Genomic DNA, 12,574 nt, shown 5'->3' on the forward strand with positions numbered 1-12,574 from the left:
CGGCAGGCAAGATTAGCTGCCCGCCGCCACTGCACGCAAGTGTTTGTGTTGCAGGCGCTGTCGCCTATTTGTCCTTGCGCTTTTGCTTGAACGGCTTGGCGCCGTCAGGCTTCGGCCCTTTTTTCGCCCATGGCTTGCTCTCGCCCGAACCCCAATCCTTCTTCGGGTAGGAGGGGCGATCGCCGCGCGGCGCGCCATCGAACTTCTTCGACTTGTAGGGCTTCTTGCCGGCTGGCGGCTTGGCGGAATAGGAACTGCGGCCAAGCTCTGGCGCACCTTGCAGGCGCTCGAGCAGGATACCGTTCTGCAATTCGCGGTCCGGCCCGACAGCATCGAGGAAGGCGTCGGCGGCACCGGCAGCAATCTGGATGAAGGTCTCGTCCTGCTGCATCTTGATCGCGCCGATCTCGTTCTTGGTGATCTTGCCGACGCGGCACAGCATCGGGATGATCCAGCGCGGCTCGGCGCTCTGGCGGCGACCCGCCGACAGCGAGAACCAGACGCTGTCGCCGAATTCGTCGCGCGAGCGGGCGGGGCCGGCATCGCCGTCGCGCTCTTCGCGGCGACCGGTCGGGGCGGCGAAGGCCTGCAATTCGATCAGATCTTCGGGCGCGGATTTGCCGGCGCGCGCCATGCGCACCAGCGCGGCGGCAACTTTCTGCGCGCCGTGCTTGTCGAGCAGCGTTGCGGCAAAGTCGGCCTCGTCATCAACGATGGCCTCGTCGAAGATCGGATTGGCCAGCAGACGCTCATTGTCGCGGCGGATGATCTCTTCGGCTGACGGCGGACGCGCCCATTCGGCATGGATGCGCGCGTTCTGCAACAGGCGGTCGGCGCGGCGGCGCGCGCTTGACGGGATCACCAGAACGCTGACGCCCTTGCGCCCGGCACGCCCGGTGCGGCCCGAACGGTGCAGCAGCGTTTCAGGGTTGGACGGAAGGTCGGCATGCACCACCAGTTCAAGATTGGGCAGGTCGATGCCGCGCGCAGCGACGTCGGTGGCGATGCAGACTTTCGCGCGACCATCGCGCAAGGCCTGCAAGGCATGGGTGCGCTCGTTCTGGCTCAGCTCACCCGACATCGCGACGACGGAAAAGCCGCGATTGTTGAAGCGCGCGGTCAGATGGTTGACGGCGGCGCGGGTCGAGCAGAACACCAGCGCGTTCTTGGCATCGTAATAGCGCAGGACGTTGATGATGGCGTTCTCGCGGTCGCTCGGAGCAACGGTGAGGGCGCGATATTCGATGTCGCCATGCTGTTCGCGCTCGGCCTTGGTGGTGATGCGCACGGCATCGCGCTGGTAGCTCTTGGCAAGACGCGCAATGGAGCTTGGCACGGTGGCCGAGAACATCAGCGTGCGGCGGTCTTCCGGCGCGTTTTCAAGGATGAATTCGAGATCTTCGCGGAAGCCGAGGTCGAGCATCTCGTCGGCTTCGTCGAGGATCACGGCGCGCATCTGGCTCATGTCGAGGCCGCCACGGGTGATGTGGTCGCGCAGACGGCCCGGCGTGCCGACGACGATGTGAGCGCCCTGTTCGAGCGCGCGGCGTTCCTTGCGCATGTCCATGCCGCCAACGCAGGAGGCAATCCATGCACCGGTCGGGGCGTAAAGCCAATCGAGTTCGCGCTTGACCTGGATCGCCAGTTCGCGCGTCGGCGCGATGACGAGGGCGAGCGGCACGCCGGCTTGCGGGAAGCGGTCGGCACCGTCAAGCAGCGTCGGGGCGACGGCGAGGCCGAACGCAACCGTCTTGCCGGAGCCGGTCTGTGCGGAAACCAGAAGATCGCTGTCGCCCAGTTCTGGGTCGATCACGGATTGCTGGACGGGGGTGAGTTCTTCGTAGCCCTTGGCTGCCAATGCGCTGGCCAGCGCTGGAACCACGCCCTGGAACTTCGTCATGTCGATGTCTTTCGGAGTTGCGGCAGCCGGGACGCGTCCGCGGTGCACGGTGCCGCCCAATTGTCGCAGCAGCATCTTGGTTCTTGTTTTTAAGTGCTATCGGGCGTGATGTACAGGCCGCCCCGAAGCCGGGATAGTGCCGCACATAGAGCATCGGAGCGAAAAGTGAAATGCACTTTTCGCATTACACCAATGCGCGGGCACTGAACAGCTGCCTCAGTCCTCGCGCACCTGGTAGTCCTTGATCGCTGCAAAGCGGATGTCCTTCCAGCGTTCGGCTTCATAGTTGAGGCCGAATTCGTGCTGCGCCAGGAACACCGGATCGTCGTCGAGATCGCGGGCGATGTCGCCGCGATGGGACTCGATGAAGCGCTCCAGTTCCTGACGGCTGTCGGCGGAAATCCAGCGGCAGACCGAAAACCGCGCCATCTCGAAATCGACCGGCAAGCCGTACTCGATCTGCAGGCGTTCCTTCAGAACGTCGAGCTGCAGCGCGCCGACGACGCCGACGATGGCGGGTGAGCCGTCTTCCGGCGTGAACAGCTGGACGACGCCTTCCTCGGCCATCTGCTGCAGCGCTTCGCGCAGCTTCTTGGCCTTCATCGGATCGCCGAGGCGCACACGGCGCAGAATTTCCGGCGCGAAGTTGGGAACGCCACGGAAGAGAATGTCCTCGCCCTCGGTCAGCGTGTCCCCGATGCGCAGCGTGCCGTGGTTGGGAATGCCGACGACGTCGCCGGCATAGGCCTCGTCGGCGGTGACGCGCGAACGGGCAAAGAAGAACTGCGGCGCTGACAGCGCCATCGGCTTGCCGGTGCGCACCAGCTTGGCCTTCATGCCGCGCTGAAGCGTGCCCGAGCAGACCCGCACGAACGCGATGCGGTCGCGATGGTTGGGGTCCATGTTGGCCTGGATCTTGAAGACGAAGGAGGTCATTTTCTCTTCCGTCGCCTCGACCTTGCGGGTGTCGGCTTCTTGACCACGCGGCGGCGGCGCCCAGTCGCCCAGAGCTTCGATCAGGTCGCGCACGCCGTAATTGCGCAGCGCGGAACCGAAGAACACCGGCGTGAGGTGGCCTTCGCGAAATGCCTCCATGTCGAACGGACGGCAGGCCTCGCGCGCCAGTTCCAGTTCCTCGATGAAGGTCTCGCGCTCGTTCTGCGGCAGCAGGCCGGCGGCCCAGTTGGAATCGGGACCGGAAACCTTGGTGCGCTCCAGCTCGGAATCGGCGCGGCGGATGGCGTTGTCGGCGAGGTGATAGGTGCCGGCAAAGCTCTTGCCCTGACCGATCGGCCAGGTGATCGGCGCGGTGTCGAGCGCCAGCTTCTGCTCGATCTCGTCGAGGATCTCGTAGACGTTACGCGCGTCACGATCCATCTTGTTGACGAAGGTGACGATCGGGATGTCGCGCATGCGGCAGACTTCGAACAGCTTCAGCGTTCGCGGCTCGATACCGCGCGCGGCATCGATGACCATGACCGCACTATCGACCGCCGATAGCGTCCGATAGGTATCGTCGGCGAAGTCTTCGTGACCCGGCGTGTCGAGGAGATTGTAGACATTGTCGCCATACTCGAACGTCATCACCGAGGTGACGACGGAGATGCCGCGCTCGCGCTCGATCTTCATCCAGTCGGAGCGGGTCTGGATCTTGTCCTTCTTCGCCTTGACCTCGCCGGCAAGCTGGATCGCGCCGCCGAACAGCAGCAGCTTTTCGGTCAGCGTCGTCTTGCCCGCGTCGGGGTGGGCGATGATAGCAAATGTCCGGCGGCGGGAAACCGCCTGCGCAATCGTCTCGGCCATGCGATGAAATCCTGTGAGATGGCCGGCTTATAACCAGATGCGCGCCGCATGTCGAACCGGAATTGCCAACGTTGTGCCGAGGCTCCGGTCACACTGCCAGAGCGTGCACGGGCGCGGCCATCGGCTCGAACGAGGCAACGGCGACGCTGTCCTGTGTGGCGGTGATGAAGCTGCCGGGTGGGACTGCCTGCCATTCCGGGCCGTCGCGGTCGAACGGTTCCGACACCAGACAGCGCCCCAGCCGATTGCGGAACGTGCCGGCGTAAAGCGTGGGCGCGTGGCTCATGGTCGAGTAGCGCACGGCGTAAAGCCGCTCGCCATCGGAGAAGGCTGCGGTCAGCTTGAGTGCGGGATCGGCATCGGCCCGGTCGGCTGCCGCCAGCACGCGCGCGACGGCGCGGGCGGCGGCACCATGCGGATCGTGGTCGAGACCTTCGGCGAGCATCAAAAGGAAGATCAGCTCCGAATCGGTGGTGCCATGCATCTGTGCGTAAATGTCGTCGGGCAGGCTGTCGACGAGGCGGCGGCGGATCAGCGGGAAGCAGCCGATCTGGCCGTTGTGCATGAACGACCAGCGCCCGGAGACGAACGGATGGCAATTGTTGCGGTTGGTGGCGCCGCCGGTCGAGGCGCGCACATGGGCAAGAAACAGACCCGAGCGGATCTGGCGGCACAGGCTTTTCAGGTTGCAGTCGGACCAGGCGGGCAGGACATCGCGGTAGCGTCCCGGCTCGGCGCGGTCGCCATACCAGGCAATGCCGAAGCCGTCGCCATTGGTGGCGGTCTTGGCTTCCAGCGCATGGTGGCTTTGCGCAATCAGCGATTGCCGGGGCGCGGTGACGATCTCTTCCAGAAATACCGGTTCGCCAAGATAAGCGGCCCATCTGCACATGATCGCGTCCTCACTTTGTGCGCGCTGTGGATGTTCCAGTATTTGATTAAAAACGCAAGAAAAGGTGAATGCGGTGATGCGATTGCATGGACACGAATAATGCCTGATAGCAGTGATCCGTGAATTGACCCTGACGAATGCGCCAGCCATAGCAGAACCATGACCGAGCATCTTTCAGTTTCCATGCCCGCTTTGGGCATTGTTCGACTTGCGCATGCCGACGGCCTTGCGCTTCCTGCCTATGAGACTGCTGGCGCGGCCGGCATAGATCTGCGCGCCGCCGTTCCGGAATCGGAAAGGCTGGTTCTGAAGGCGGGGGAGCGCGCTCTGGTGCCGACCGGCCTGATCTTCGAGATCCCGCAGGGCTATGAAGGACAGGTGCGGCCACGCTCGGGCCTGGCGTTCAAGAACGGCGTAACCTGCCTCAACACGCCCGGCACGATCGACAGCGATTATCGCGGCGAGGTGAAGGTTCTGCTGATCAATCACGGCGATGCAGATTTCGTGATCGAACGGGGTATGCGCGTCGCCCAGATGGTGCTGGCTCCGGTTGTCCAGCTGGCGGTGGAAGAGCGCAACCTTGCTGGCGTCACTGCGCGCGGCGAAGGCGGCTTTGGCTCGACGGGGACGGCTTGATCATGACGGCGACACAGCCACCGAAGCTGGTGATTTTCGACTGCGACGGTGTTTTGGTGAACACCGAAGAGCGCGCCAACCGCGTTTTGGCGCAGTGGTTGAGCGAGACCGGCCTGCCGGTGACCTATGAGGACTGCCGCCGGATCTATTCAGGGCGCAGCATGAAGAGCGTGCAGGCCGAGATAGAAACGCAGGGGCACCAGCTCGGCTTCAATCTGATGGAGCGCTGGTACGGCTCGCTCGATATGATTTTCGGAACGGATGTCGAGGCGATCCCGCATGTCGAGACCGTGCTGGACGATCTGCGCGCGCGCAATGTGCCGTGGTGCGTTGCCTCATCCGCCAAACTGGAAAAGATGCACCTGACGCTCGGTGTGACCGGACTGATCGCGCATTTTGGCGATGTGCTCTACAGCGCCACCATGGTGGAAAACGGCAAGCCGGCCCCGGATTTGTTCCTGCATGCGGCGCGCGAGATGGGCTTTGCGCCGGAAGAATGCGTTGTGATCGAGGACAGCGTGCCGGGAACGGTGGCGGGGATCGCCGCAGGCATGAAGGTCTATTCCTATTTCGCCGATCCGTTGTCCAACAAGGATCAGCTGGCGGCGGCAGGCGGCGTCCTGTTCGACGACATGCGCGCCTTGCCGGGGCTGATGTTCGGCTGAGGCGAGATACGGCTGGACCAAGAAACCAGGGCAGCGTGCGCGCTGTTGCCGGAGCCGGTTTCGTGCAAGAGATTTCGCCATTCTTGGAGACGTCGACATCATGACCCTTGCAGGCTTTCTTACCTATGCCGGTGCGCTGGCGATTGCGGCGGCGATTCCGGGGCCGGGCATCGTGGCGATTGTGGCGCGGGCGCTGGGGTCTGGGTTTCGCTCGTCGGTGTTCATGGCGTTCGGGCTGATACTCGGCGACCTGACCTATCTGACCGCGGTGATCAGTGGTCTGGCATTGCTCGCGCAAACCTTCGGGACGGCGTTTCTCGTTATCAAATGGGCCGGCGTTGCCTATCTCGCCTGGCTGGCCTGGACGTTCTGGTCGAGCGGGATCACGGCGGAAAAGGTCAATGCGGAGCAATCGCGCGACGGCGCTTTCGCCAGCCTGTTGTCGGGCCTGCTGGTGACGCTCGGCAACCCCAAGGTGATGGTGTTCTATGTCGCCATCACGCCGACGATCATTGATATTGCAACGATTTCTCTTGCCGATTACGGCGTGCTGATGGCGATCACGACGATGGTTCTGCTGGTGGTGCTGGTGCCATATCTGATGCTCGCTGCGAAAGCGCGCTGGTTTCTGGCGACCCCACGGGCGCTGAAGGCGCTGAACCGATCGGCGGCAATGATCATGGCGGGTGCAGCGGCGGCGATCGCATTCCGGCAGTAAAGCTGACTGATTTGACATTTTCGGTTTGGCTTTTGCTGCATAGCCTCTAAAACTTAGGCATCGACCGATGGTGAGGGAGGGTGTTCACCGTCGGTCAGTGGCTCTACAGGGAGGAATTGCATGAAACATATTGCCAGGAATCTTGTCGCCGCTGGTGCCGTGGCGCTGTCATTCGGTCTGTCTTCAGGCGCGGCCAAGGCGCAGGAATTCATCAACGTACTGACGGGGGGAACCTCGGGCGTCTATTATCCGCTCGGCGTCGCGCTGTCGGAAATCTACGGCCAGCATATTCCCGGCGCACGCGCGCAGGTGCAGGCGACCAAGGCGTCGGTGGAAAATCTCAATCTGCTGCAGGCAGGGCGCGGCGAAATCGGCTTCACGCTGGGCGACTCGCTCAAGGAGGCCTGGGCCGGCAACAAGGAAGCGGGCTTTCCCGGCAAGCTCGACAAGCTGCGCGGCATCGCCGCGATCTACCCCAATTTCGTCCAGATCGTCGCATCAAAAGAATCCGGCATCACCTCGCTGGAGCAATTGAAGGGCAAGAGCTTGTCGGTCGGCGCACCCGCATCGGGTACCGAGCTGAATGCACGCGCGATCTTCGCGGCGGCCGGGCTGACCTATGCCGATCTCGGCAAGCTGGAATATCTGCCATTTGCGGAATCCGTCGAGCTGATGAAGAACCGCCAGCTCGATTCGACGCTGCAATCGGCGGGTCTCGGCGTTGCCTCGCTGCGCGATCTGGCCACTTCGGTGCCGATTAACGTCGTTGCCGTGTCGCCAGAGATCGTCGAGAAGATCGGCGCGCCGTTCATTGCCGAAACGATTCCGGCGGGAACCTATGAGGGCCAGACCGAAGACGTGCCGACAGCCGCCGTCGGCAATTTCCTCGTCAGCCATGAAGGCGTGTCGGAGGAGACCGCCTATCAGATGACCAAGCTGATGTATGAGAACCTCGACAAGATGGCGGCGTCGCACTCGGCGGCCAAGGCAATCGACGTCAACAAGGCGCTCGATGGCATGCCGGTGCCGCTGCATCCGGGTGCAGAGCGCTACTATCGCGAGATCGGCGTTCTGAAATAAACGGCACGCACTAGAATGCGGCTGCGCGGGAGAAGGGGGCGCAGCCGCACCTCAAAGCGAGAGAATCCGGGAGGAAACATGACCGAGGCCAACACCGCGATGGCGCAGCACGAGCAGGAGGTGCCGCACACAGCGGAAGAGCCGATCGAAGGCCTGCCGCCGGGATTTGGAACCGGGTTTCTGGGCCGGGCGGCATTCTGGATCGCGGTTGCGTTTTCGCTGTTTCAACTGTGGACCGCCGCTTATGGCACACTGCCGAGCCAGGCCGTCCGCGCCATGCATGTCGGCTTCCTGCTGCTGCTCGGATTTGCGCTGGTCGGCAATCTCGTCGCGCGCACATCGGTCGGACAGGCCTGGTTCTGGGCTCTCGGCATTCTCGGCTTTCTCACCGGCATCTATCAATGGGTCAATTATGTCCCGCTGATCCAGCGTTCCGGCTTCCTCACGACCACCGATCTGATCGTCGGCACCATCACCATCATTCTGGTGTTTGAAGGCGCGCGTCGCCTGATGGGGCTGCCGCTGACGATCATTGCCGGGCTGTTTCTGGCCTATTGTTTCTTCGGTCAATATCTGCCCGCGCCGTTCATTCACCGCGGCTATCCGGCCGAGATGATCATCGAGCATTTCGGCTTTGGCACCGAAGGCATCTACGGCACGCCGGTTTATGTCTCGGCGGCCTATATCTTTATTTTCGTGGTGTTTGCCGCCTTTCTGGAACGCGCCGGAATGCTGGCGCTGTTCAACGATTTCGCGCTCGGTTTCGTCGGTGCATGGCGCGGCGGCCCGGCGCAGGTCAGCGTGCTGTCCTCGGCGCTGATGGGGACGATCTCTGGCTCCGGCGTCGCCAATGTGGTGGCATCCGGCCAGTTCACCATTCCGCTGATGAAGCGCTTCGGTTTCCGCCCCGCCTTTGCCGGCGGCGTCGAGGCAACTTCGTCGATGGGCGGCCAGATCATGCCGCCGGTGATGGGCGCGGTGGCCTTCATCATGGCTGAAACGCTCAACGTGCCTTACGTCGACGTCGTCAAGGCGGCGCTGATTCCGGCGGCGCTCTATTTCGGCGTCTGCTTCTGGATGGTGCATCTGGAGGCCGGCAAGGCCGGGCTCGGCGGGCTCGACAAGGCCAGCCTGCCCGACCCGTGGGCGGCGTTGCGCAAGCACTGGCCGCTGGTGCTGCCGCTCGGCGTATTGGTCTATCTGCTGTTTGCCGGCTACACGCCTATCTTCGCCGGCACGATGGGACTGGCGCTGGTGGTGGTGCTGATCCTTGGCACGCCGCTTGCCGCCCTGATCGGGCCGTTCGCATTCCGCATGGTGTTCTGGATTGCGCTCGGCCTCGCCGCAGCCTCGTTCATGAAATATGGCATCAACATTCTCGCCGGCGTGATCGCGGCGCTGGTGCTGGCCTGCGTCTTCTTCAAGGGTGGGCGCGAGACGCTCGGCATCTGTCGCGATTCGCTGGCCGAAGGGGCCAAGAACGCGCTGCCCGTCGGTATTGCCTGCGCCATTGTCGGCATCGTCATCGGCACCCTGACGCTGACCGGCATTGCCTCCACCTTCATCGGTACGATCATCCGCATCGGCGAGAACAATCTGTTCCTGTCGCTGGTGCTGACCATGATCACCTGTCTGGTGCTGGGGATGGGGATTCCGACGATCCCGAACTACATCATCACCTCGTCGCTGGCCGGACCGGCACTGCTGGAACTGGGCGTGCCGCTGCTGGTCAGCCACATGTTCGTGTTCTATTTCGGCATCATGGCCGACCTGACGCCGCCGGTGGCGCTGGCCTGTTTTGCCGCCGCGCCAATGGCGAAAGCGTCGGGGCTGAAAATCTCGCTGCAAGCCACCAAGCTGGCGACTGCCGGCTTCATCGTGCCGTTCATGGCGGTCTATACGCCGGCTTTGATGCTGCAGGATGCCGGGCCAATGGCGGAAGCCTGGGGCTATCCGGTGGAGGTCGTCTACATCGTGTTCAAGGCCTGTTTCGGCATCGCGCTGTGGGGCATGGCGGTGGTCGGGTTCCTCGTCGGCCGGGCGCTGTGGTGGGAACGGCTGCTCGCGTTTGCCGCGGGGGTCTCGATGATCCTTTATCTGCCCTACACGGATGAAATCGGCTTTGCGATGGGCGTGGCGGTGGTGGCACTGCATTGGATGCGCGTGCGCCGCCGTAAAACCAGCGTCGAAGTGGCCTGATGGCGCTGTGCGTGTTGGCGGGCGGCAAACTTGCGATGCTGGCCGCATCCGCCTTCACGCTGGCCTGGACGCATTCGATTGAAAAGACCGCGTGGGAGGAAGACTGGCAGGTGATACCTGCCGGTCTTCAGCTGGTCGAAGCGCGGGTGAAAGGCTCGGGCGCCGGCATGGAGCCGCCGCCGGACGCGCGTCTCGAGGATGGCTGGTTCGTCTGGAAGCCGGATATGCCCGCGCAAGACAGGCTGACGCTCGCGGCATCAGGCGCGACCGGGGCTGGCTGGACGCTCTGCGCAGCGGGGGAGTGCCTGTCGCTGGGCGAAGACGCAAGCGCGCCGGTGACGGTTCAGCTGTGCGGAGGCTGAGGTTTTCGCCGGAACGATCAGCGAAAGCTGGCTGACGGCTCAAGGCGCTTGGCGCGCGCGCATGCAGGTCCGGGTCCACGCATATAGTGGCGCTCCGGGCGATAGCTGGGCGCGATGAACTCACGTATCCCGAGGATGGTTTTCTTGATGTGAGCCAATAACTTCATGACCGTTGACCCTGTCCGCCGGATGTCCCTTCCGAACTGACGCCATCCTACCGCTGATCCATGAATAAGCGGTGAACGTGTTGTTAATATCTTGCCGTTTGCGGCCCGTGGCGTGGCTGAAATGCGGGTGATTCGCGGCATTTTCGCGATTTGCGCCGATGCGTGCGGTGCTGTGCCTTTGCGGCCACAGCGCGCAACGGGCCAAAGTCAATTTTGACGCTTGCCTCGTTGCAAATATGGCTATGGTGGCGCCGTGACGAATTTGGGAGGTGAAGATGGCTGCAGTGCCGCCGGTATGCGATTTCGGCTGGAAGGGAATTGATGCGATCCTGCCTGGCACCGATGGCAATGAGCATCAATTGTCAGAGCATGTCGGACCGGGTGGATTGGTGGTGGCGTTCATCTGCAACCACTGTCCCTATGTGAAGGCCGTGATCGGCCGCATCGTGCGCGACGCCAACGACCTGCGCGGCCATGGTGTCGGCTTTGTTGCAATCAATTCCAACGACGCCGCCGCTTACCCGCAGGATTCGTTCGAGGCGATGAAGGAATTTGCCCGCGCGCATCGCATGTCGTTTCCTTATCTGCACGATGAGAGCCAGGCGATTGCGCGCGCCTATGGCGCAGCGTGCACGCCGGACTTCTTCGGCTTCAACGCCAATATGAAGCTGCAATATCGCGGCCGTCTCGACGCTTCGCGTCGCGAGGAAGGGTCGCCGGACCTGCGCCGCGATCTCTATGAGGCGATGGTGGGAATTTCACGCAGCGGCGAGGGGCCGCGCGACCAGATTGCGTCCATCGGCTGTTCGATCAAATGGAAGGACGGGGTCGAGTAAGACGCTGGCGCTGTTGAACGTGCGGCTGTGGCGCTGTGGGACGACACGCAGTGCAGCCATGGTGTCGCCCTGCGGCACGGAGATATGATGATGAATGCAACGCTCAACAGCGGGATTGACAGCCGCTATGCCTGGATACGGCTGGTCATCTCGGTGTTGATCGCCACGATCGGTAGTGTCGGCATGTGGTCGGTCGTCGTGGTGCTGCCTGCGGTGCAGGCGGAATTTGCGGTTGATCGCAGCGTTGCCTCGCTGCCTTACACGATGACGATGGTCGGTTTTGCCGTGGGCAATGTCTGGCTCGGGCGCATTGTCGATCGTGCCGGCATTTTCCTGCCGTTGGCGGGTGTCGCAGTGGCCTTGTTGGTTGGCTATGTCGGCGCGGCGATGGCGCCGTCGATCTGGCTGTTTGCGCTGTTGCAGGCGGTTATCGGCTTTGGGGCATCGGCAACCTTCGGACCGCTGATCGCCGATTTGTCGCACTGGTTTCGCAAGCGTCGCGGGGTGGCGGTAGCGGCGGCGGCCAGCGGTAATTATCTCGCCGGTGCGATCTGGCCGCTGGCGATGCAACTCACGTTGGCTGACGAAGGTTGGCGCTTCACCTATGCCGCGATCGGCATCTTCTGCATCGTGACGATGGTACCGCTGGCGCTATTGTTGCGCCGCCGCGCTCCGACGATGATTGCGGCGTCGGATGGCGCGCAGAAACCTGCCGGACAGCGCAGCGTCGACCTGTCGCCGCGCGCGCTGCAATGGCTGCTGGCAATCGCAGGCGTTGGTTGCTGCGTCGCCATGGCGATGCCGCAGGTGCATATCGTTGCCTATTGCGTGGATTTGGGATTCGGCGTGGCGCGCGGCGCGGAAATGCTGTCGCTGATGCTCGTCGGCGGCATCGTCAGCCGGCTCGCATCGGGGTTTCTGGCCGACTATATCGGCGGCGTCAAAACGCTGCTGATCGGCACCGTGCTGCAATGTCTGGCGTTGCTTGCCTATATCCCGTTTGACGGGCTGGCCTCGCTCTACATCGTCTCGCTGGTGTTCGGCCTGTCGCAGGGCGGCATCGTGCCCAGCTACGCGATCATCGTGCGCGAATATCTGCCGGCACATGAGGCCGGACAGCGCGTCGGGATCGTGATCATGGCAACGATTGTCGGCATGGCGCTGGGCGGCTGGCTGTCGGGCTGGATCTATGACCTGACCGGTTCCTACGCCGCCGCGTTCTGGAACGGCATTGCGTGGAACGTGCTCAACATCGCGATCATGCTCTTCATCCTGATGCGCGGGCGTGCACCTGCAGCACTGCGTGCGTGACGCGG

At 63.1% G+C, this 12,574-nt stretch carries 12 protein-coding genes; 8 read left to right on the top strand and 4 right to left on the bottom strand.

The annotated features are described in order from the left end of the window. Positions 1 to 64: 64 nt before the first annotated feature. The 3 genes from BMZ42_RS10820 to BMZ42_RS10830 form a co-directional block, all read right to left on the bottom strand. Complete coding sequence (locus BMZ42_RS10820) at positions 65 to 1,900, bottom strand: DEAD/DEAH box helicase (protein ID WP_091522211.1); 1,836 nt, start codon at positions 1,898 to 1,900, stop codon at positions 65 to 67. A gap of 216 nt (positions 1,901 to 2,116) precedes the next feature. Beyond that, complete coding sequence (locus BMZ42_RS10825) at positions 2,117 to 3,703, bottom strand: peptide chain release factor 3 (protein WP_091522094.1); 1,587 nt, start codon at positions 3,701 to 3,703, stop codon at positions 2,117 to 2,119. Positions 3,704 to 3,791: 88 nt separating this feature from the next. Then, the gene (locus tag BMZ42_RS10830; RefSeq protein WP_091522097.1) at positions 3,792 to 4,595 is read right to left on the bottom strand and encodes a class II glutamine amidotransferase; all 804 of its coding nucleotides are present in this window, start codon (positions 4,593 to 4,595) and stop codon (positions 3,792 to 3,794) included. A gap of 159 nt (positions 4,596 to 4,754) precedes the next feature. On the opposite strand from BMZ42_RS10830, the gene dut reads away from it, so the two are divergent. The 6 genes from dut to BMZ42_RS10860 all read left to right on the top strand — a co-directional run bounded on the left by dut (position 4,755) and on the right by BMZ42_RS10860 (position 10,255). Further along, positions 4,755 to 5,231: a dUTP diphosphatase gene (gene dut, locus BMZ42_RS10835; RefSeq protein ID WP_091522100.1), complete on the top strand. Its 477-nt coding sequence runs from the start codon at positions 4,755 to 4,757 to the stop codon at positions 5,229 to 5,231. Between the two features lie 2 nt (positions 5,232 to 5,233). Continuing rightward, positions 5,234 to 5,896 carry an HAD family hydrolase gene (locus BMZ42_RS10840; RefSeq protein ID WP_091522103.1) on the top strand — a complete coding sequence of 221 codons (663 nt, stop codon included), beginning with the start codon at positions 5,234 to 5,236 and terminating at the stop codon, positions 5,894 to 5,896. A 100-nt stretch (positions 5,897 to 5,996) separates the two neighbouring features. Beyond that, a complete protein-coding gene (locus BMZ42_RS10845; RefSeq protein ID WP_091522105.1) occupies positions 5,997 to 6,614 on the top strand; it encodes a LysE family translocator in 618 nt (205 codons plus the stop codon). 120 nt (positions 6,615 to 6,734) lie between these two features. Next, the gene (locus BMZ42_RS10850) at positions 6,735 to 7,694 is read left to right on the top strand and encodes a TAXI family TRAP transporter solute-binding subunit (protein ID WP_091522107.1); all 960 of its coding nucleotides are present in this window, start codon (positions 6,735 to 6,737) and stop codon (positions 7,692 to 7,694) included. Between the two features lie 78 nt (positions 7,695 to 7,772). Further along, positions 7,773 to 9,893: a TRAP transporter permease gene (locus BMZ42_RS10855; protein ID WP_091522110.1), complete on the top strand. Its 2,121-nt coding sequence runs from the start codon at positions 7,773 to 7,775 to the stop codon at positions 9,891 to 9,893. After that, positions 9,893 to 10,255 carry a DUF1850 domain-containing protein gene (locus tag BMZ42_RS10860; protein WP_091522112.1) on the top strand — a complete coding sequence of 121 codons (363 nt, stop codon included), beginning with the start codon at positions 9,893 to 9,895 and terminating at the stop codon, positions 10,253 to 10,255. The genes BMZ42_RS10855 and BMZ42_RS10860 overlap by 1 nt, the downstream gene beginning before the upstream one ends. Positions 10,256 to 10,272: 17 nt before the next feature. Here the strand turns inward: BMZ42_RS10860 and BMZ42_RS18010 are convergent, their stop codons facing one another. After that, on the bottom strand, positions 10,273 to 10,422 hold the full coding sequence (locus BMZ42_RS18010) for a hypothetical protein (protein ID WP_091522115.1): 150 nt from the start codon (positions 10,420 to 10,422) through the stop codon (positions 10,273 to 10,275). Between the two features lie 275 nt (positions 10,423 to 10,697). On the opposite strand from BMZ42_RS18010, the gene BMZ42_RS10870 reads away from it, so the two are divergent. Continuing rightward, positions 10,698 to 11,258 carry a thioredoxin family protein gene (locus tag BMZ42_RS10870; protein ID WP_091522118.1) on the top strand — a complete coding sequence of 187 codons (561 nt, stop codon included), beginning with the start codon at positions 10,698 to 10,700 and terminating at the stop codon, positions 11,256 to 11,258. An 87-nt stretch (positions 11,259 to 11,345) separates the two neighbouring features. After that, entirely contained in the window at positions 11,346 to 12,569 is a 1,224-nt protein-coding gene (locus BMZ42_RS10875) for an MFS transporter (RefSeq protein WP_244523231.1), read from the top strand. Positions 12,570 to 12,574: the final 5 nt, after the last annotated feature.

Origin of the sequence: Aquamicrobium aerolatum DSM 21857 (genome assembly GCF_900113935.1) — a bacterium.
Lineage (GTDB): Bacteria > Pseudomonadota > Alphaproteobacteria > Rhizobiales > Rhizobiaceae > Aerobium > Aerobium aerolatum.

Coding starts and splice junctions, on each gene's coding strand:
- BMZ42_RS10845 (WP_091522105.1), top strand. CDS start 5,997: ATGACCCTTGCAGGCTTTCTTACCTATGCCGGTGCGCTGGCGATTGCG.
- BMZ42_RS10875 (WP_244523231.1), top strand. CDS start 11,346: ATGATGAATGCAACGCTCAACAGCGGGATTGACAGCCGCTATGCCTGG.
- dut (WP_091522100.1), top strand. CDS start 4,755: ATGACCGAGCATCTTTCAGTTTCCATGCCCGCTTTGGGCATTGTTCGA.
- BMZ42_RS10870 (WP_091522118.1), top strand. CDS start 10,698: ATGGCTGCAGTGCCGCCGGTATGCGATTTCGGCTGGAAGGGAATTGAT.
- BMZ42_RS10825 (WP_091522094.1), bottom strand. CDS start 3,703: ATGGCCGAGACGATTGCGCAGGCGGTTTCCCGCCGCCGGACATTTGCT.
- BMZ42_RS10860 (WP_091522112.1), top strand. CDS start 9,893: ATGGCGCTGTGCGTGTTGGCGGGCGGCAAACTTGCGATGCTGGCCGCA.
- BMZ42_RS10830 (WP_091522097.1), bottom strand. CDS start 4,595: ATGTGCAGATGGGCCGCTTATCTTGGCGAACCGGTATTTCTGGAAGAG.
- BMZ42_RS10855 (WP_091522110.1), top strand. CDS start 7,773: ATGACCGAGGCCAACACCGCGATGGCGCAGCACGAGCAGGAGGTGCCG.
- BMZ42_RS18010 (WP_091522115.1), bottom strand. CDS start 10,422: ATGAAGTTATTGGCTCACATCAAGAAAACCATCCTCGGGATACGTGAG.
- BMZ42_RS10850 (WP_091522107.1), top strand. CDS start 6,735: ATGAAACATATTGCCAGGAATCTTGTCGCCGCTGGTGCCGTGGCGCTG.
- BMZ42_RS10820 (WP_091522211.1), bottom strand. CDS start 1,900: ATGACGAAGTTCCAGGGCGTGGTTCCAGCGCTGGCCAGCGCATTGGCA.
- BMZ42_RS10840 (WP_091522103.1), top strand. CDS start 5,234: ATGACGGCGACACAGCCACCGAAGCTGGTGATTTTCGACTGCGACGGT.